Genomic DNA, 14,843 nt, shown 5'->3' with positions numbered 1-14,843 from the left:
GGAGATAGGTCAATGGCTGTTGTTAAAAGTAAGCCAACGTCTGCAGGCCGTCGTCACGTTGTTAAAGTTACCAACAACGATTTGCACAAAGGCGCACCATATGCACCTTTGCTAGACACAAAAAGCAAATCTGGTGGACGTAACAATAACGGACGCATCACTACGCGTCACGTAGGTGGTGGTCATAAGCAGCATTACCGTATGGTTGATTTCCGTCGTAACAAAGATGGGATTTCTGCGGTAGTTGAGCGTTTGGAATATGATCCAAACCGTTCTGCAAATATTGCATTGATTAGATATGCTGATGGTGAGCGTCGTTACATTATCGCTTCCAAAGGTATGGTCGCTGGCAATATCGTTTTTAGTGGTGCAGATGCGCCTATCAAAGCGGGTAATACTTTGCCTCTGCAAAATATCCCAGTTGGTAGTACCGTACACTGTGTCGAGCTTAAGCCAGGTAAAGGTGCACAAGTTGCACGTTCTGCTGGTGCTTCTGCTCAGCTAGTTGCTCGTGAAGGTCGTTACGTTACTCTTCGCCTACGTTCAGGTGAAATGCGTAAAGTATTGACGGAATGTCGCGCTACTTTAGGTGAAGTATCAAACTCTGAGCATAGCTTACGAGTTCTTGGTAAAGCTGGTGCTACGCGTTGGCGTGGTGTTCGTCCTACCGTTCGCGGTTCGGCGATGAACCCAGTGGATCACCCGCATGGTGGTGGTGAAGGTCGTAGCAAAGGTGGTCGTCACCCAGTTACGCCATGGGGTGTGCCTACTAAAGGTTACAAAACACGCAGCAACAAGCGTACTGACAAACTTATTGTACGTCGCCGTACTAAGTAATAAGAGGAAACGACTGTGCCACGTTCACTAAAAAAAGGTCCTTTTATCGACCTTCATTTGTTGAAAAAGGTAGAGGCTGCGGTAGAGAAAAATGATCGTCGTCCAATTAAAACTTGGTCACGCCGTTCTACTATCTTCCCTGATTTTGTAGGGTTGACTATCGCTGTCCATAATGGTCGCCAGCATGTTCCAGTTCTAGTAACTGAAGATATGGTCGGTCATAAATTGGGTGAGTTCGCTCCGACCCGTACATATCGTGGTCATGCTGCGGACAAGAAAGCCAAACGGTAATAAGGGGTATTAACATGAGTGAAGTAAAAGCTTCATTGAAGGGTGCTCGCCTCTCAGCGCAGAAGGCCCGTTTGGTTGTAGATCAAATCCGCGGCAAATCTGTTAGCGAAGCACTGAACATTTTAACGTTCAGTCCTAAGAAGGCGGCAGTAATTGTTAAGAAAGTACTAGAGTCTGCTATAGCTAACGCTGAGCATAACGAAGGTGCTGATGTAGATGACTTGCGTGTGTCTACGGCTTACGTTGATGAGGCTATGACTCTAAAGCGTATTATGCCACGTGCCAAAGGCCGTGCTGACCGTATTCTAAAACGCGGTTGCCATATCACAGTTAAAGTCGCTGACTAATTAGGAGAAACCCAATGGGTCAGAAGGTTCATCCAACTGGTATACGCCTAGGGATAGTTAAAGATCATACTTCTACTTGGTATGCGAATAATCAAAACTACTCTAAGCTGTTATTAAACGATCTTCAGGTTCGTGCGTTCCTGGAGAAAAAATTGGTCCAGGCTTCTGTTTCTCGTATCGAGATTCAGCGTCCTGCTCAGACCGCTCGTATTACAATTCACACTGCCCGTCCGGGTATCGTGATTGGTAAGAAAGGCGAAGATGTTGAGAAGCTACGTAATGCAGTTTCTGAAATGATGGGCGTACCTGTCCACATCAACATCGAAGAAATTCGTAAGCCTGAAATGGATGCTAAATTGGTTGCGCAAAATATTGCTAGCCAACTTGAGCGTCGCGTAATGTTCCGTCGTGCTATGAAGCGCGCAGTACAAAATGCTATGCGTGCAGGCGCGAAAGGTATCAAGGTTCAGGTAAGTGGTCGTTTAGGCGGTGCAGAAATTGCACGTGCTGAGTGGTACCGTGAAGGCCGTGTGCCTCTACACACTCTACGCGCTGACATTGACTACGCTACTTATGAAGCTGCTACAACTTACGGCATCATTGGCGTAAAAGTGTGGATCTTCAAAGGCGAAATCTTGGGCGGTATTGAACAAGTGCGAGCTGACAAAGGCGCACAAAAGAAGAAGTCTAAGTAGGGGGTAAGTCATGTTACAACCGAAACGTACTAAGTTCCGCAAAATGCAGAAAGGCCGTAACCGCGGTCTTGCTCTTCGCGGAAACCAAGTTAGCTTTGGTGAATTCGGATTGAAGTCCACAGAACGTGGTCGTCTTACTGCTCGTCAAATTGAAGCGGCGCGTCGTGCAATGACTCGTCACATCAAGCGTGGCGGTAAAATCTGGATTCGTGTGTTCCCTGATAAGCCGATTACTCAGAAGCCTCTTGAGGTTCGTCAGGGTAAAGGTAAGGGTAGCGTAGAATACTGGGTTGCACAGATTCAACCTGGAAAAATGCTTTATGAAGTTGAGGGCGTTTCAGAACAGTTAGCTCGCGAAGCATTCGCGTTGGCTGCTGCTAAGCTTCCTCTGTCCACAACTTTCGTAACGCGTACGGTGATGTAGATGAAAGCAAAAGAACTGCAAGAAAAGTCTGTAGCTGAGCTACAAGCGACCTTGATTGAACTGCTACGTGAGCAATTTACTCTGCGCATGCAGAAAGCCACTGGTCAGTTAGCGCAAACTCATTTGCTCTCGCAAGTTCGCCGCAATATCGCACGTGTTAAAACCGTGCTAAATGATAAGGCAGGTAACTAAGATGGCAGAAACAAAAGCGCGTACAGCTACTGGTAAGGTAGTAAGCGACAAGATGGATAAAACCATCACGGTACTAGTTGAGCGTACAGAAAAACACCCTTTATACGGTAAGTTTGTACGTCGTTCGACTAAACTACACGCTCACGATGAAAACAATGAGTGCCAGATCGGTGATACAGTTAAGGTCGTTGAAACACGCCCTTACTCTAAGTCTAAGACTTGGAATCTGGTTCAAGTTGTAGAGAAAGCAGCAGCTGTATAAGCTGCTCCTTCCTTCGTGAGACTTGTTATCTAATTTGATTGGAGAGCAGTAATGATTCAAACAGAATCGATGCTTGATGTAGCAGATAACAGCGGCGCAAAGCGTGTTCAGTGTATTAAAGTACTGGGTGGCTCACATCGTCGTTATGCTGCTATCGGTGACATCATTAAGGTCACAGTGAAAGAAGCGATCCCTCGTGGTCGTGTTAAAAAAGGGCAGGTTCTTAACGCAGTTGTCGTTAGAACTAAGAAAGGTGTTCGTCGTTCTGATGGTTCAGTGATCCGTTTTGATGTAAACTCAGCGGTTCTATTGAATGCTTCAGGACAGCCTATTGGTACTCGTATCTTTGGCCCTGTAACACGTGAATTGCGTACTGAGCAGTTCATGAAAATTGTTTCTCTTGCACCTGAAGTGCTGTAAGAGGGAGAGGGGACATTATGCGTAAGATCAAACGTAACGACGAAGTTATCGTGATTGCTGGGAAAGACAAAGGCAAACGCGGTAAAGTTGTTAAGGTAGTAGACGAAAACCGAGTTCTAGTTTCTGGCATTAATACTGTTAAGAAGCACGAGAAGCCAAACCCTATGAAGGGGTCAACTGGTGGTATCGTTGAACAAGAAGCACCTATCCAGGTTTCCAATGTAGCCATTTTTAACAATGCTACGGGTAAAGCGGATCGCGTCGGCTTTAAATTGAACGAAGACGGTACGAAAGTGCGTGTTTTTAAATCAAATAGTGAAGCGATCGACGCCTAAGAGCGAGAATTATAGCCATGGCGAGACTTAAGCAAGTTTATAAAGATCAAGTTGTAGCAAAACTTACAGAAGAGTTTAGCTACAAGAATGTGATGGAAGTGCCTAAAATCACTAAAATCACTTTAAATATGGGTGTTGGTGAAGCTATCGCAGACAAGAAACTTCTTGAGCATGCGGTAAATGATCTTGAAGCACTTAGCGGCCAAAAAGTTGTAGTGACTAAAGCTCGCAAATCTGTAGCAGGCTTTAAAATCCGTGACGGTTACCCGATCGGTTGTAAAGTGACTCTACGTGGCGAGCGTATGTGGGATTTCTTCGACCGTTTGGTTGATGTTGCTATTCCACGTATCCGTGACTTCCGTGGACTTAATCCTAAGTCTTTCGACGGTCGTGGTAACTACAGTATGGGTGTTAAAGAGCAAATCATCTTCCCTGAGATCGATTACGATAAAGTAGATCGTGTACGTGGTATGGACATTACCATTACAACGACTGCTCGTACCGATGAAGAAGGTCGTGCTTTGCTAGCAGCCTTTAGTTTCCCTTTCAAGAAATAAGAGGTAGGAATCATGGCTAAAATATCAATGATTCAGCGCGAAGCAAAACGTACCAAATTAGTAGCTAAATTCGCTGAAAAGCGTGCGGCTCTAAAAGCGATCATTAGCGACGTTAATGCATCGGACGATGAAAAGTGGGAAGCGACGCTTAAATTGCAAGCGCTTCCACGCGATTCATCTTCTTCACGCCAACGTAACCGTTGCCAAATTACAGGCCGTCCGCACGGTGTATACCGTCGCTTCGGTCTGTCTCGTATCAAGTTGCGTGAAGCAGCGATGCGTGGCGACGTACCAGGCTTGAAGAAAGCTAGTTGGTAAGCAAGTAGAGCGCGATCATAATACATGGCAGTGAGTGGAGTGTCTAAATACTGGACATTCTGCTCGCTGCTGTGTACTATGCGCGAGCTCTATTTGCTGCACAATGGTTTTTAAATTAGGAGCTCTTAAATGAGTATGCAAGATACCCTTGCGGATATGTTTACACGTATTCGTAATGCACAGATGGCTGCAAAGACCTCTGTGAGCATGCCTTCATCAAAAATGAAGACATCGATTGCTGCTGTTCTACGCGAAGAAGGTTACGTAGGTGACTTTTCTGTAGACGAAGCAATAAAACCGACGCTTACTATCGAGTTGAAATACTACGAAGGTAAGCCAGTTATCGAACAAATCAAACGCGCATCTCGCCCAAGTTTGCGTCAATACAAAGGCACTAGTGCTCTACCTAAAGTAGAAGCTGGCCTTGGTGTTGCAATCATTTCTACCTCTAAAGGTGTGATGACAGACCGTGCAGCTCGTGCTGCTGGTATCGGTGGCGAAGTAATCTGCACAGTATTCTAGGAGTTAGTATGTCTCGAGTTGCTAATAGTCCCGTGACGCTTCCTAGTGGTGTAGATTTAACCCTAAATGGACAAACTGTTGTTGTTAAAGGCGGCAAAGGTTCTTTAGAGTTTAATGTTCACACAAGCGTACAAGTGTCTAAAGAAGAAAATGTTATTACCTTCGCTGCGCGCGATGGTGCAAAACAAAGCCGTGCCTTAGCTGGTACAACTCGTGCTTTGGTTAACAACATGGTTGTTGGTGTTAGTCAAGGTTTCGAGAAAAGATTGTTTCTTCAAGGTGTTGGTTACCGTGCTGCGCTTAAAGGCAATGTACTTAACCTATCTCTGGGTTTCTCTCACCCAGTAGATTACGAACTTCCTGAAGGCGTAACAGCTGAATGTGCTTCTCAAACAGAAGTCGTGATCCGTGGCATTGATAAACAAGCCGTTGGTCAGGTTGCTGCAGAAGTTCGCGGTTTCCGTCCACCAGAGCCATATAAAGGCAAAGGTGTTCGCTATTCTGACGAAGTAATTCGTCGTAAAGAAGCTAAGAAGAAGTAGGTAGGCATTCATGAACACTAAAAAACAATCTCGGATTCGTCGTGCACGTCGTGCTCGTTTGCATATTCGTGACTTAGGTGCGAATCGTCTTACTGTACATCGCACACCACGCCATATGTATGCTCAAGTGATTTCTCCTTGTGGTAGTAAAGTACTAGCTAGTGCTTCTACTCTTGAAGAAGCTCTTCGTGGCTCAGCGACTGGTAATAAAGTAGCGGCTAAAGAAGTCGGCACTTTGATTGCTACACGCGCTAAAGAAGCAGGTGTCACTTCGGTCGCATTCGACCGTTCTGGCTTCAAATATCATGGCCGCGTTCAAGTTCTTGCTGACGCTGCACGTGAAGCCGGTCTAGAGTTCTAAGGGGTAGCAAATGGCAGTTAATGATCAACAAACTAGCGACCTCCAAGAGAAGCTAGTTCAAGTAAACCGCGTTGCTAAAGTTGTAAAGGGTGGTCGTATCTTCTCTTTCACAGCTTTGACAGTCGTTGGTGATGGTAAAGGTAAAGTTGGCTTTGGTCGTGGTAAAGCGCGTGAAGTTCCTCAAGCTATTCAAAAAGCAATGGAGCAAGCTCGCCGTAACATGGTCTCTGTTAAGCTAGATGGTGATACTCTACAGTATCCTGTTAAAGCGAATCACGGAGCATCTAAAGTTTACATGCAGCCTGCGTCTCAAGGTACTGGTATCATCGCCGGTGGTGCAATGCGTGCGGTTCTAGAAATCGCTGGCGTTCACAACGTTTTGGCGAAATGTTACGGTTCCACAAACCCAGTAAACGTAGTTCGCGCTACGATCAAAGGTTTGCAGGATATGAAAGCACCTGAACAAATCGCGGCAAAACGCGGTAAGTCAGTCGATCAAATTTTGGGGTAATGTGTCATGGCGAATAATACCATCACAGTTCAACTAACCCGCAGCCCGATCGGTCGTCTTCCAAAGCACCGTGAAACTGTTAAAGGCTTGGGTTTGCGTAAAGTTGGCCAAACACGTGAGTTGGAAGATACTCCTTCTGTACGTGGTATGGTTAATAAAGTTTATTACATGGTTAAAGTGGTAGGGGAATAACATGTTCTTAAATACACTTCGTCCTGGCGAAGGTAGCAAGCATGCTCCTAAACGTGTTGGTCGCGGCATTGGTAGCGGCTTGGGCAAAACCGGCGGACGAGGCCATAAAGGTCTTAAATCTCGTTCTGGTGGCTCAGTAAAACCTGGTTTTGAAGGTGGTCAAATGCCTTTGCAGCGTCGTCTGCCAAAATTCGGTTTTACTTCACGTCAGGCAAAGTATGTTGCTGAGGTTCGTTTAAACGAGCTTGCTGCTGTAAATGCTGAAGTTGTAGATTTGGCTGCTCTTAAAAGCGCCGACATTCTTGGTCATCAAATTAAGACTGCACGTGTGATTTTGTCTGGTTCTATCGACAAAGCTATCACTGTTCGTGGTCTTAAAGTGACTAAAGGTGCTCGTGCCGCTATTGAAGCAGCTGGCGGAAAAGTCGAGGAATAAATGGCAAAGCGTGGCTCACTACCAGCTGGTATGCAAAACGGATTAAGCGAGCTTTGGGCTCGTATCCGTTTCGTTTTTCTAGCAATTATTGTATACCGAATCGGTGCGCACATACCTGTTCCAGGCATTAATCCTGACAGATTGTCTGCGTTGTTTGATCAAAATGAAGGCACTATTCTGAGTTTATTTAACGTATTCTCAGGGGGCGCGCTTGAGCGCATGAGTATTTTTGCGCTTGGGATTTTGCCCTACATTTCTGCCTCTATTATTATGCAGTTATTGACGGTTGTGAGTCCTCAGCTAGAGCAGCTAAAGAAAGAGGGTGAAGCGGGTCGTCGTAAGATTACTCAATACACTCGTTACGGCACTGTGCTTCTTGCTCTTGTTCAATCTGCTAGTATGGCAGTTGGCTTGGCAAGCCAAGGGATCTCATTTAGTAATGGTATGGAATTCTATGCTGTTGCTGTTGTAACTCTTGTCGCTGGTACTGTTTTCTTGATGTGGTTAGGTGAGCAAGTTACCGAGAAAGGTATTGGTAATGGTATATCCATTCTTATCTTTGCGGGTATCGTTGCAGGCCTGCCTTCTGCTTTAGGCCGTTCATTTGAGTCGGCTCGTCAAGGCGATATTAATATTTTAGCCTTGTTGCTAATTGGTATATTAGCCATTGCGACTATCGCATTCGTTGTTTTCATCGAGCGCGGTCAGCGTCGTATCACGGTTAATTATGCTAAGCGTCAGCAAGGCAAAAAAGTATTTGCTGCACAAAAGAGTCATTTGCCTCTTAAAGTGAACATGGCTGGTGTAATTCCACCTATCTTTGCTTCAAGTATCCTTTTGTTTCCAGCTTCGATCGGACAATGGTTTGGTCAGGGTGAAGGAATGGAATGGTTGCAAAATATCTCTTTGGCTCTAGCTCCTGGGCAACCGCTCTATGTGCTGTTGTTTGCGATAGCAATTGTTTTCTTTTGCTTCTTCTATACGGCGCTAGTGTTCAACCCTAAAGATGTGGCAGATAACTTAAAAAAATCCGGTGCTTTTTTGCCGGGTATTCGTCCAGGCGATCATACAGCTCGATATATTGATGGTGTAATGACTCGTTTGACACTGTTTGGTGCTTTATACATCACTCTAGTGTCTCTGATGCCTCAGTTCTTTGTTGTTGCGTGGAATGTTCCATTCTACTTTGGCGGTACTTCTATGTTGATCGTAGTGGTAGTTGTCATGGACTTTATGTCGCAAGTGCAAAGTCATTTGATGAGTCAGCAATACGAGTCATTAATGAAGAAATCTAATCTGACTGGTTATGGTCCAAATGGCCTAATGCGTTAAGCGTAGGTTGGAGTTGAACATGAAAGTACGTGCATCTGTAAAGAAAATCTGTCGTAACTGCAAAATCGTTCGTCGTAACGGTTCAGTTCGAGTGATTTGCGTTGAGCCTCGTCACAAACAACGTCAAGGTTAATAGCGAGTTCGCTCGATGATGGGAAAGGGTGGTTGATTTATGTCCTAAAGATAGGCATAATCAGCCGCCCTCATGAAAGTAAAGTGATGAATTAACATTTAATCATCAATAACAACGGAGTAAAGTGAATGGCTCGTATAGCCGGTGTCAATATTCCTGACAATAAACATGCGGTCATTTCTCTGACTTACATCTTCGGAATTGGTCGCACTCGTTCACGCGCTATCTGCGCTGCTACGGGTGTTGCTGAAACTGCGAAAATTGGTTCATTAAGTGATGATATCCTTGATGAACTTCGTGGTGAAGTTGCTAAGTATACTGTAGAGGGTGACTTACGTCGTGAAGTCAGTATGTCTATCAAACGCTTGATGGACCTAGGTTGTAATCGCGGGATTCGTCATCGCCGCAGCCTACCAGTTCGTGGTCAACGTACCAAAACGAACGCTCGTACACGAAAAGGCCCTCGTAAGCCTATTCGTAAGTAATTTAAACGCGTTTCGCTCTAGCCACTAAGTTCGCTAGAGCTGAGCATTAAATAGGAAAGTGCAATATGGCTAAGCCAGCTACGCGCAACACCAAGAAAAAAGTCAAAAAGACGGTCGTCGACGGTGTTGCTCATGTACACGCGTCATTTAATAACACGATCGTGACTATCACTGACCGCCAAGGCAATGCTTTGTCTTGGGCTACTGCCGGTGGTTCTGGTTTTCGCGGATCTCGTAAAAGTACTCCTTTCGCAGCTCAAGTAGCAGCGGAACGTGCCGGTACTGTCGCACAAGAGTTCGGCCTTAAAAACGTTGACGTAATGATTAAGGGCCCAGGTCCTGGTCGTGAGTCCGCAGTTCGTGCATTAAATGCATTGGGCTTGCGTATTAATAACATCACAGATGTGACGCCAATTCCGCACAACGGTTGCCGTCCACCTAAGAAACGTCGCGTTTAATTGAGGAGACAGATACATGGCTCGTTATATAGGTCCAACTTGTAAGTTGTCTCGTCGTGAAGGTACCGACTTGCAATTGAAGAGCGGTTCACGCGCTCTTGAGTCGAAATGTAAAGTAGAAACGGTTCCTGGTGTGCACGGTGCACGTCGCGGTCGTCTTTCTGATTACGGCTTACAGTTACGTGAGAAACAAAAAGTACGTCGTATGTACGGTGTTCTTGAAAAACAATTCCGTAATTACTACAAATCTGCAGCTCGCCTTAAAGGTGCAACTGGTGAAAACCTTCTGCAACTTTTGGAATCACGTTTAGATAACGTTGTATATCGCGCAGGTTTTGGTTCTACACGTGCGGAGGCTCGTCAGCTAGTAGGCCATAAAGGCATTCTAGTTAATGGCGCTACGGTTAACATTCCGTCTTACCAAGTTAAAGCTGGTGACGTTGTGTCAATCCGTGAAAAAGCTAAGAAGCAATTGCGTGTACAAAGCGCACTAGAGCTATCTAAAGGTCGTGCACCGATCCATTGGATCGAAGTTGATTCAACTAAACTGGAAGCTACTTACAAAGCACTTCCAGAACGTGCCGATTTATCAGCTGAAATTAATGAGAACCTAATTGTTGAACTTTACTCTAAGTAAGTCGGTAATTAGGATTAAGAAATAGGTGGATCTATGCAGCGTTCAGTGAGCGAATTGTTAACCCCACGCAACATTGAAGTTCAGGAACTAGGCAACTGTCGCGCTAAAGTTACACTGCAACCGCTAGAACGTGGTTTTGGTCATACTTTGGGTAACGCACTGCGCCGTATCTTGCTTTCTTCAATGCCAGGTTGTGCGATTGTTGAAGTTGAAATCGACGGTGTATTACACGAATACAGCGCAATCGAAGGGGTTAAAGAAGATGTAATTGAAATTCTTCTTAACCTGAAAGGAGTTGCGATCGCTCTACACGGGCAAGATGAAGCAACTCTTACTCTAAGTAAAAAAGGTCCTGGTATCGTAACAGCTGGAGATATCCAGTTGGTTGCTGATGCAGAGATCGCTAACCCGGATCACATTATTGCGCACTTGGATGACACTGCTGAATTAACTATGCAGATCAAAGTCGCACGTGGCCGTGGTTATGAGCCTGCTGATGCTCGTGTTGCTGGCGACGATGAGACTCGTCCAATCGGTCGCTTGCAACTGGATGCCTCATTCAGCCCTGTTCGCCGTGTTGCGTACAGTGTCGATAATGCTCGTGTAGAGCAGCGTACAGATTTAGATAAGTTAGTCTTAGACATCGAATCTAATGGTACTATCGATCCTGAAGAAGCAATTCGTCGTGCAGCGACTATTTTACAACAGCAAATCGCGGTTTTTGTCGCCCTTGAAAGCGAAAGCGAAGCACCTGTTGTAGAAGAAGAGGATGAGATTGATCCAATTTTGCTACGCCCGGTTGATGATCTTGAATTGACCGTTCGCAGTGCTAACTGTTTAAAAGCAGAGAACATTTATTACATCGGTGATTTGATTCAACGTACTGAGGTTGAGCTTCTTAAGACGCCTAACCTAGGTAAGAAGTCGTTAACTGAAATCAAAGATGTTTTAGCACAGCGTGGTTTGTCTTTGGGAATGCGTTTAGAGAATTGGCCACCGGCTAGTTTGAAGGACGATAGCAAAGTTCTAGCTCGCTAGGTCATTGTTCCCTGACCACCGTAGTTTGGTAAGGAATGTAAAATGCGTCATCGTAAGAGTGGACGTCACTTAAACCGTACTAGCTCACATCGTAAAGCGATGTTTAAAAACATGGCTGCTTCTTTGTTCGAACACGAAGTTATTAAAACTACGTTGCCGAAAGCTAAAGAACTACGTCGTGTTGCTGAGCCATTGATCACATTGGCGAAAGTTGATTCTGTTGCGAATCGTCGCCTTGCCTTTGCTCGTACTCGTAGCAAAGATGCAGTAGGTAAATTGTTTTCTGAACTTGGTCCTCGTTACCAAGCTCGTCCTGGTGGTTATGTTCGCATTCTTAAATGTGGCTTCCGCACAGGTGACAACGCGCCTATGGCTTATGTTGAATTGGTCGATCGTCCAGTTACAGAAGCCGCTGAGTAATATCAGTTTGTAATAAAAAGCCGAGCTAATAGCTCGGCTTTTTTTTGCAAAAATTAAACTGATGTTCAGGCACAAAAAAACCGGTAAAAATTTACCGGTTTTTTATTTTCTATGTGATGACTAATTTAGCATATGTTTCAAGAATCGTCCTGTGTGAGACTTCTCTGCTTTTGCTATGTCTTCAGGCGTTCCTTCAGCGACTATGTATCCGCCGCCGCTGCCGCCTTCAGGGCCTAAATCTACGATCCAATCTGCTGTTTTTATCACATCAAGGTTATGCTCAATGACAACGACGGTGTTGCCGTGATCTCTTAATCGATGAAGCACCTTTAGCAGCTGTTCTATATCAGCAAAGTGCAGGCCTGTTGTCGGCTCATCTAGAATATAGAGTGTTGTACCTGTATCACGTTTAGACAGTTCTTTTGCCAGTTTAACTCGCTGTGCTTCACCGCCAGAAAGCGTTGTCGCCGCTTGTCCAAGGCGAATATAACCCAAACCAACGTCTATCAGGGTTTGTAGCTTTCTTGCGATAGAAGGAACCGGGTCAAAGAACTCTCTAGCGTCTTCAATGGTCATTTCTAAGCATTCGTGAATGTTCTTGCCTTTGTAATGGATTTCTAACGTTTCGCGATTGTAGCGTTTACCTTTACAAGTATCACAAGGAACGTAGATATCAGGAAGAAAGTGCATCTCAACCTTGATTACGCCATCGCCTTGGCAAGCTTCACAGCGGCCACCTTTTACGTTAAAGCTGAATCGCCCTGGCTTATAGCCTCGTGAGCGAGATTCTTGTGTCGCTGAGAACAGTTCCCTCATTGGAGTGAAGATACCAGTATAGGTTGCTGGGTTTGATCTTGGTGTGCGTCCGATAGGGCTTTGATCAATGTCCACACACTTATCAAATAATTCTAAACCTTCAATACGTTCATGAGGCGCCGCTTTAAGTGTTGTTGCGCCATTAAGTGCTGTAGCGGCCAGTGGGTACAGCGTGCCGTTTATTAATGTCGATTTACCAGATCCAGAAACGCCAGTGATACAAGTCATTACACCGACAGGGATTTTAAGATCAACAGTATTTAGATTGTTACCTGTTGCACCTACTAACTTAAGGAATTGTTTGTCCTTGGCTTGATGGCGAATAGCTGGAATGTCAATTTTGCGTTTGCCTGTTAGAAACTGTCCTGTAATGGATTCAGGACAATTCATTATGTCTTGTGGCGTACCACTGGCGATAATTTCGCCACCGTGAATGCCTGCGCCAGGACCAATGTCGACAACAAAGTCAGCGATACGAATGGCGTCTTCATCGTGTTCAACGACAATGACAGTATTGCCTAGGTCTCTTAGTCTGGTCAGTGTGGCTATCAGTCTTTCGTTATCGCGTTGATGCAAACCAATAGACGGCTCATCAAGGATATACATAACCCCCACTAAACCGGCACCAATTTGACTAGCAAGTCGGATTCGTTGTGCTTCGCCACCAGATAGTGAGTCTGCTTTTCGATCTAATGTTAGATAGTCCAAGCCAACGTTTACCAAGAAGGTTAATCTGTCTCGTATCTCTTTAAGAATTTTAGAGGCGATTTCACCGCGTGATCCTGGAAGTTCAAGTGTTTCAAAATACTTCAAGCATTCTGCGATTGGGTAGGTCACGACTTCCGGTAATGTTTGTTCAGCAATAAAGACGTTACGAGCAGACCGATTGAGTCGAGAGCCATGGCAATCTGGACAAGGTTGAATGCTGATGTACTGTGAAAGGTCATCACGTACACTATCAGATTCTGTTTCGTGATAGCGACGTTGCAAATTTGGGATGACACCTTCAAATGAATGAGAGCGTGTCATTTTGTCGCCACGTTCATTGATGTAGATGAAATCTATTTTGTCTTTACCTGAGCCTTGTAAAATGCGTTTCTTGAAATCGCTCGGTATATCTTTGTATTTCGACTCTATGTCGAATCCATAGTGTTTCGCTAAGGCGCTAAGTTGCTGGTAGTAAAAAATACTACGTCGGCCCCAGCCTCGGATCGCACCTTCAGCAAGCGTTAGTGTTTCATCTTGAATGATTCGATCTGGATCAAACATTTGATGAGTGCCTAATCCATCGCATGTCTGGCAGGCACCATTTGGGTTGTTAAATGAGAATAGACGAGGTTCTAATTCCGTTAAGCTGTAACCACAAACTGGACAGGCAAATTTACTAGAGAAAATATATTCTTCTTGGTCATCATCCATATTGATGACTTTGGCGATACCGTCAGATAAGCCAAGACAAGTTTCAAAGGATTCTGCCAAACGAAGTTGTAGATCGGAGCGAACTTTGAAACGGTCAATAACCACTTCGATTGTGTGTTTCTTGTTTTTCTCTAATGCTGGCGCATCATCTAAGTCGACGACGATGCCATTGATTCGCGCGCGAATAAAGCCTTTTGAAAGTAGATCGCTGATAGTGTGTAAGTGCTCACCTTTTCGATCCTTGACGATCGGTGCAAGTAGCATCATCTTAGTTTCTTCTGGTAGCGATATAACTTTATCAACCATTTGTGATATGGTTTGCGCCTCTAGTGGCTCACCATGATCTGGGCAGCGAGGTTGCCCTGCTCGAGCAAATAACAATCGTAGATAATCATAGATTTCTGTTATTGTACCGACTGTTGATCGAGGGTTATGGGAAGTCGATTTTTGCTCGATAGAGATGGCTGGTGAAAGGCCTTCAATGTGGTCTATGTCTGGCTTTTCCATCATGGACAAAAACTGTCGAGCGTATGTCGAAAGGGATTCTACATAGCGACGTTGTCCTTCTGCGTACAAAGTATCGAAAGCGAGAGAGGATTTACCTGAGCCGGATAGGCCAGTAATCACCACAAGTTTGTCTCTTGGGATGTCTAGGTCCACATTTTTTAAATTGTGTGTGCGGGCCCCGCGTATGGTAATGGTATCCATGAGTCTCCAATGTGAAGTCGATCAACAGAAAGAAATCTGTCAGTAAATTAAATAACTGTCTATTTTTACAGTAGTTGAAATGGAGCTTCAACGGTATTTTTTGTAAAATTGACAATCTTTTTTCTTAACCACCTAGTTAAACGGTTGAAACCTCC

Annotated in this window: 25 protein-coding genes; 24 read left to right on the top strand and 1 reads right to left on the bottom strand. The window is 44.8% G+C overall.

The annotated features are described in order from the left end of the window. The first annotated feature begins 12 nt into the window (after window positions 1-12). The 24 genes from rplB to rplQ all read left to right on the top strand — a co-directional run bounded on the left by rplB (window position 13) and on the right by rplQ (window position 11,745). Entirely contained in the window at window positions 13-837 is an 825-nt protein-coding gene (gene rplB, locus KPL72_RS18170) for a 50S ribosomal protein L2 (RefSeq protein ID WP_114412702.1), read from the top strand. A 15-nt stretch (window positions 838-852) separates the two neighbouring features. Continuing rightward, window positions 853-1,128 carry a 30S ribosomal protein S19 gene (rpsS, locus tag KPL72_RS18165; RefSeq protein ID WP_012071932.1) on the top strand — a complete coding sequence of 92 codons (276 nt, stop codon included), beginning with the start codon at window positions 853-855 and terminating at the stop codon, window positions 1,126-1,128. Between the two features lie 14 nt (window positions 1,129-1,142). Then, window positions 1,143-1,475 carry a 50S ribosomal protein L22 gene (rplV, locus tag KPL72_RS18160; protein ID WP_012071931.1) on the top strand — a complete coding sequence of 111 codons (333 nt, stop codon included), beginning with the start codon at window positions 1,143-1,145 and terminating at the stop codon, window positions 1,473-1,475. A gap of 14 nt (window positions 1,476-1,489) precedes the next feature. Beyond that, the gene (gene rpsC, locus KPL72_RS18155; protein ID WP_012071930.1) at window positions 1,490-2,170 is read left to right on the top strand and encodes a 30S ribosomal protein S3; all 681 of its coding nucleotides are present in this window, start codon (window positions 1,490-1,492) and stop codon (window positions 2,168-2,170) included. Window positions 2,171-2,180: 10 nt separating this feature from the next. Next, window positions 2,181-2,594, top strand: coding sequence for a 50S ribosomal protein L16 (gene rplP / locus KPL72_RS18150; RefSeq protein WP_110577369.1), 414 nt, complete (start codon window positions 2,181-2,183; stop codon window positions 2,592-2,594). Beyond that, entirely contained in the window at window positions 2,595-2,786 is a 192-nt protein-coding gene (gene rpmC / locus KPL72_RS18145; RefSeq protein ID WP_110577370.1) for a 50S ribosomal protein L29, read from the top strand. 1 nt (window position 2,787) lies between these two features. Continuing rightward, entirely contained in the window at window positions 2,788-3,048 is a 261-nt protein-coding gene (rpsQ, locus tag KPL72_RS18140; protein ID WP_013797833.1) for a 30S ribosomal protein S17, read from the top strand. 51 nt (window positions 3,049-3,099) lie between these two features. After that, entirely contained in the window at window positions 3,100-3,468 is a 369-nt protein-coding gene (rplN, locus tag KPL72_RS18135) for a 50S ribosomal protein L14 (RefSeq protein ID WP_067020125.1), read from the top strand. A 17-nt stretch (window positions 3,469-3,485) separates the two neighbouring features. Next, window positions 3,486-3,803 (top strand): 50S ribosomal protein L24, encoded by a 318-nt coding sequence (gene rplX / locus KPL72_RS18130; protein WP_212916907.1) that lies wholly within the window; start codon window positions 3,486-3,488, stop codon window positions 3,801-3,803. Between the two features lie 17 nt (window positions 3,804-3,820). Continuing rightward, a complete protein-coding gene (gene rplE, locus KPL72_RS18125; protein WP_012071924.1) occupies window positions 3,821-4,360 on the top strand; it encodes a 50S ribosomal protein L5 in 540 nt (179 codons plus the stop codon). A gap of 12 nt (window positions 4,361-4,372) precedes the next feature. Continuing rightward, entirely contained in the window at window positions 4,373-4,678 is a 306-nt protein-coding gene (gene rpsN / locus KPL72_RS18120; protein WP_110577373.1) for a 30S ribosomal protein S14, read from the top strand. Window positions 4,679-4,807: 129 nt separating this feature from the next. Next, entirely contained in the window at window positions 4,808-5,200 is a 393-nt protein-coding gene (rpsH, locus tag KPL72_RS18115; protein ID WP_212916906.1) for a 30S ribosomal protein S8, read from the top strand. Window positions 5,201-5,208: 8 nt separating this feature from the next. Beyond that, a complete protein-coding gene (gene rplF, locus KPL72_RS18110; protein ID WP_212916905.1) occupies window positions 5,209-5,742 on the top strand; it encodes a 50S ribosomal protein L6 in 534 nt (177 codons plus the stop codon). A 10-nt stretch (window positions 5,743-5,752) separates the two neighbouring features. Then, complete coding sequence (gene rplR / locus KPL72_RS18105) at window positions 5,753-6,103, top strand: 50S ribosomal protein L18 (RefSeq protein ID WP_168826650.1); 351 nt, start codon at window positions 5,753-5,755, stop codon at window positions 6,101-6,103. A gap of 10 nt (window positions 6,104-6,113) precedes the next feature. After that, window positions 6,114-6,614, top strand: coding sequence for a 30S ribosomal protein S5 (gene rpsE, locus KPL72_RS18100; protein ID WP_113918292.1), 501 nt, complete (start codon window positions 6,114-6,116; stop codon window positions 6,612-6,614). A 6-nt stretch (window positions 6,615-6,620) separates the two neighbouring features. Beyond that, entirely contained in the window at window positions 6,621-6,806 is a 186-nt protein-coding gene (gene rpmD / locus KPL72_RS18095) for a 50S ribosomal protein L30 (RefSeq protein WP_012071918.1), read from the top strand. Window position 6,807: 1 nt separating this feature from the next. Then, a complete protein-coding gene (gene rplO, locus KPL72_RS18090; protein WP_100637475.1) occupies window positions 6,808-7,242 on the top strand; it encodes a 50S ribosomal protein L15 in 435 nt (144 codons plus the stop codon). Further along, window positions 7,243-8,574 (top strand): preprotein translocase subunit SecY, encoded by a 1,332-nt coding sequence (gene secY / locus KPL72_RS18085; RefSeq protein WP_072841822.1) that lies wholly within the window; start codon window positions 7,243-7,245, stop codon window positions 8,572-8,574. It abuts the gene before it with no gap. A gap of 19 nt (window positions 8,575-8,593) precedes the next feature. Then, a complete protein-coding gene (gene rpmJ / locus KPL72_RS18080; RefSeq protein WP_012071915.1) occupies window positions 8,594-8,707 on the top strand; it encodes a 50S ribosomal protein L36 in 114 nt (37 codons plus the stop codon). A 128-nt stretch (window positions 8,708-8,835) separates the two neighbouring features. Then, window positions 8,836-9,192, top strand: a complete 357-nt coding sequence (gene rpsM, locus KPL72_RS18075; protein WP_013797821.1) for a 30S ribosomal protein S13 — start codon at window positions 8,836-8,838, stop codon at window positions 9,190-9,192. A gap of 65 nt (window positions 9,193-9,257) precedes the next feature. Then, complete coding sequence (gene rpsK / locus KPL72_RS18070) at window positions 9,258-9,650, top strand: 30S ribosomal protein S11 (RefSeq protein WP_012071913.1); 393 nt, start codon at window positions 9,258-9,260, stop codon at window positions 9,648-9,650. Window positions 9,651-9,666: 16 nt separating this feature from the next. Then, window positions 9,667-10,287 carry a 30S ribosomal protein S4 gene (rpsD, locus tag KPL72_RS18065; protein WP_212916903.1) on the top strand — a complete coding sequence of 207 codons (621 nt, stop codon included), beginning with the start codon at window positions 9,667-9,669 and terminating at the stop codon, window positions 10,285-10,287. Between the two features lie 33 nt (window positions 10,288-10,320). Next, window positions 10,321-11,325, top strand: a complete 1,005-nt coding sequence (locus KPL72_RS18060; RefSeq protein ID WP_012071911.1) for a DNA-directed RNA polymerase subunit alpha — start codon at window positions 10,321-10,323, stop codon at window positions 11,323-11,325. 42 nt (window positions 11,326-11,367) lie between these two features. Continuing rightward, entirely contained in the window at window positions 11,368-11,745 is a 378-nt protein-coding gene (gene rplQ, locus KPL72_RS18055) for a 50S ribosomal protein L17 (RefSeq protein ID WP_113918294.1), read from the top strand. Window positions 11,746-11,865: 120 nt separating this feature from the next. Here rplQ and uvrA read toward each other — a convergent pair whose 3' ends face one another. After that, window positions 11,866-14,688, bottom strand: coding sequence for an excinuclease ABC subunit UvrA (uvrA, locus tag KPL72_RS18050; RefSeq protein ID WP_212916902.1), 2,823 nt, complete (start codon window positions 14,686-14,688; stop codon window positions 11,866-11,868). Between the last annotated feature and the right edge of the window lie 155 nt (window positions 14,689-14,843).

Source organism: Marinomonas lutimaris (genome assembly GCF_019426345.1).
Classification (GTDB): Bacteria; Pseudomonadota; Gammaproteobacteria; order Pseudomonadales; family Marinomonadaceae; genus Marinomonas; species Marinomonas lutimaris.
Note: the sequence above shows the minus strand (reverse complement) of the source record. Positions and strands in the feature narration are given on the sequence as shown.

Excerpts from the sequence above, each read along its gene's own strand:
- rplB (WP_114412702.1), top strand. The coding sequence starts at position 13 with ATGGCTGTTGTTAAAAGTAAGCCAACGTCTGCAGGCCGTCGTCACGTT.
- rplV (WP_012071931.1), top strand. The coding sequence starts at position 1,143 with ATGAGTGAAGTAAAAGCTTCATTGAAGGGTGCTCGCCTCTCAGCGCAG.
- rpsC (WP_012071930.1), top strand. The coding sequence starts at position 1,490 with ATGGGTCAGAAGGTTCATCCAACTGGTATACGCCTAGGGATAGTTAAA.
- rplP (WP_110577369.1), top strand. The coding sequence starts at position 2,181 with ATGTTACAACCGAAACGTACTAAGTTCCGCAAAATGCAGAAAGGCCGT.
- rpmC (WP_110577370.1), top strand. The coding sequence starts at position 2,595 with ATGAAAGCAAAAGAACTGCAAGAAAAGTCTGTAGCTGAGCTACAAGCG.
- rpsQ (WP_013797833.1), top strand. The coding sequence starts at position 2,788 with ATGGCAGAAACAAAAGCGCGTACAGCTACTGGTAAGGTAGTAAGCGAC.
- rplN (WP_067020125.1), top strand. The coding sequence starts at position 3,100 with ATGATTCAAACAGAATCGATGCTTGATGTAGCAGATAACAGCGGCGCA.
- rplX (WP_212916907.1), top strand. The coding sequence starts at position 3,486 with ATGCGTAAGATCAAACGTAACGACGAAGTTATCGTGATTGCTGGGAAA.
- rplE (WP_012071924.1), top strand. The coding sequence starts at position 3,821 with ATGGCGAGACTTAAGCAAGTTTATAAAGATCAAGTTGTAGCAAAACTT.
- rpsN (WP_110577373.1), top strand. The coding sequence starts at position 4,373 with ATGGCTAAAATATCAATGATTCAGCGCGAAGCAAAACGTACCAAATTA.
- rpsH (WP_212916906.1), top strand. The coding sequence starts at position 4,808 with ATGAGTATGCAAGATACCCTTGCGGATATGTTTACACGTATTCGTAAT.
- rplF (WP_212916905.1), top strand. The coding sequence starts at position 5,209 with ATGTCTCGAGTTGCTAATAGTCCCGTGACGCTTCCTAGTGGTGTAGAT.
- rplR (WP_168826650.1), top strand. The coding sequence starts at position 5,753 with ATGAACACTAAAAAACAATCTCGGATTCGTCGTGCACGTCGTGCTCGT.
- rpsE (WP_113918292.1), top strand. The coding sequence starts at position 6,114 with ATGGCAGTTAATGATCAACAAACTAGCGACCTCCAAGAGAAGCTAGTT.
- rpmD (WP_012071918.1), top strand. The coding sequence starts at position 6,621 with ATGGCGAATAATACCATCACAGTTCAACTAACCCGCAGCCCGATCGGT.
- rplO (WP_100637475.1), top strand. The coding sequence starts at position 6,808 with ATGTTCTTAAATACACTTCGTCCTGGCGAAGGTAGCAAGCATGCTCCT.
- secY (WP_072841822.1), top strand. The coding sequence starts at position 7,243 with ATGGCAAAGCGTGGCTCACTACCAGCTGGTATGCAAAACGGATTAAGC.
- rpmJ (WP_012071915.1), top strand. The coding sequence starts at position 8,594 with ATGAAAGTACGTGCATCTGTAAAGAAAATCTGTCGTAACTGCAAAATC.
- rpsM (WP_013797821.1), top strand. The coding sequence starts at position 8,836 with ATGGCTCGTATAGCCGGTGTCAATATTCCTGACAATAAACATGCGGTC.
- rpsK (WP_012071913.1), top strand. The coding sequence starts at position 9,258 with ATGGCTAAGCCAGCTACGCGCAACACCAAGAAAAAAGTCAAAAAGACG.
- rpsD (WP_212916903.1), top strand. The coding sequence starts at position 9,667 with ATGGCTCGTTATATAGGTCCAACTTGTAAGTTGTCTCGTCGTGAAGGT.
- KPL72_RS18060 (WP_012071911.1), top strand. The coding sequence starts at position 10,321 with ATGCAGCGTTCAGTGAGCGAATTGTTAACCCCACGCAACATTGAAGTT.
- rplQ (WP_113918294.1), top strand. The coding sequence starts at position 11,368 with ATGCGTCATCGTAAGAGTGGACGTCACTTAAACCGTACTAGCTCACAT.
- uvrA (WP_212916902.1), bottom strand. The coding sequence starts at position 14,688 with ATGGATACCATTACCATACGCGGGGCCCGCACACACAATTTAAAAAAT.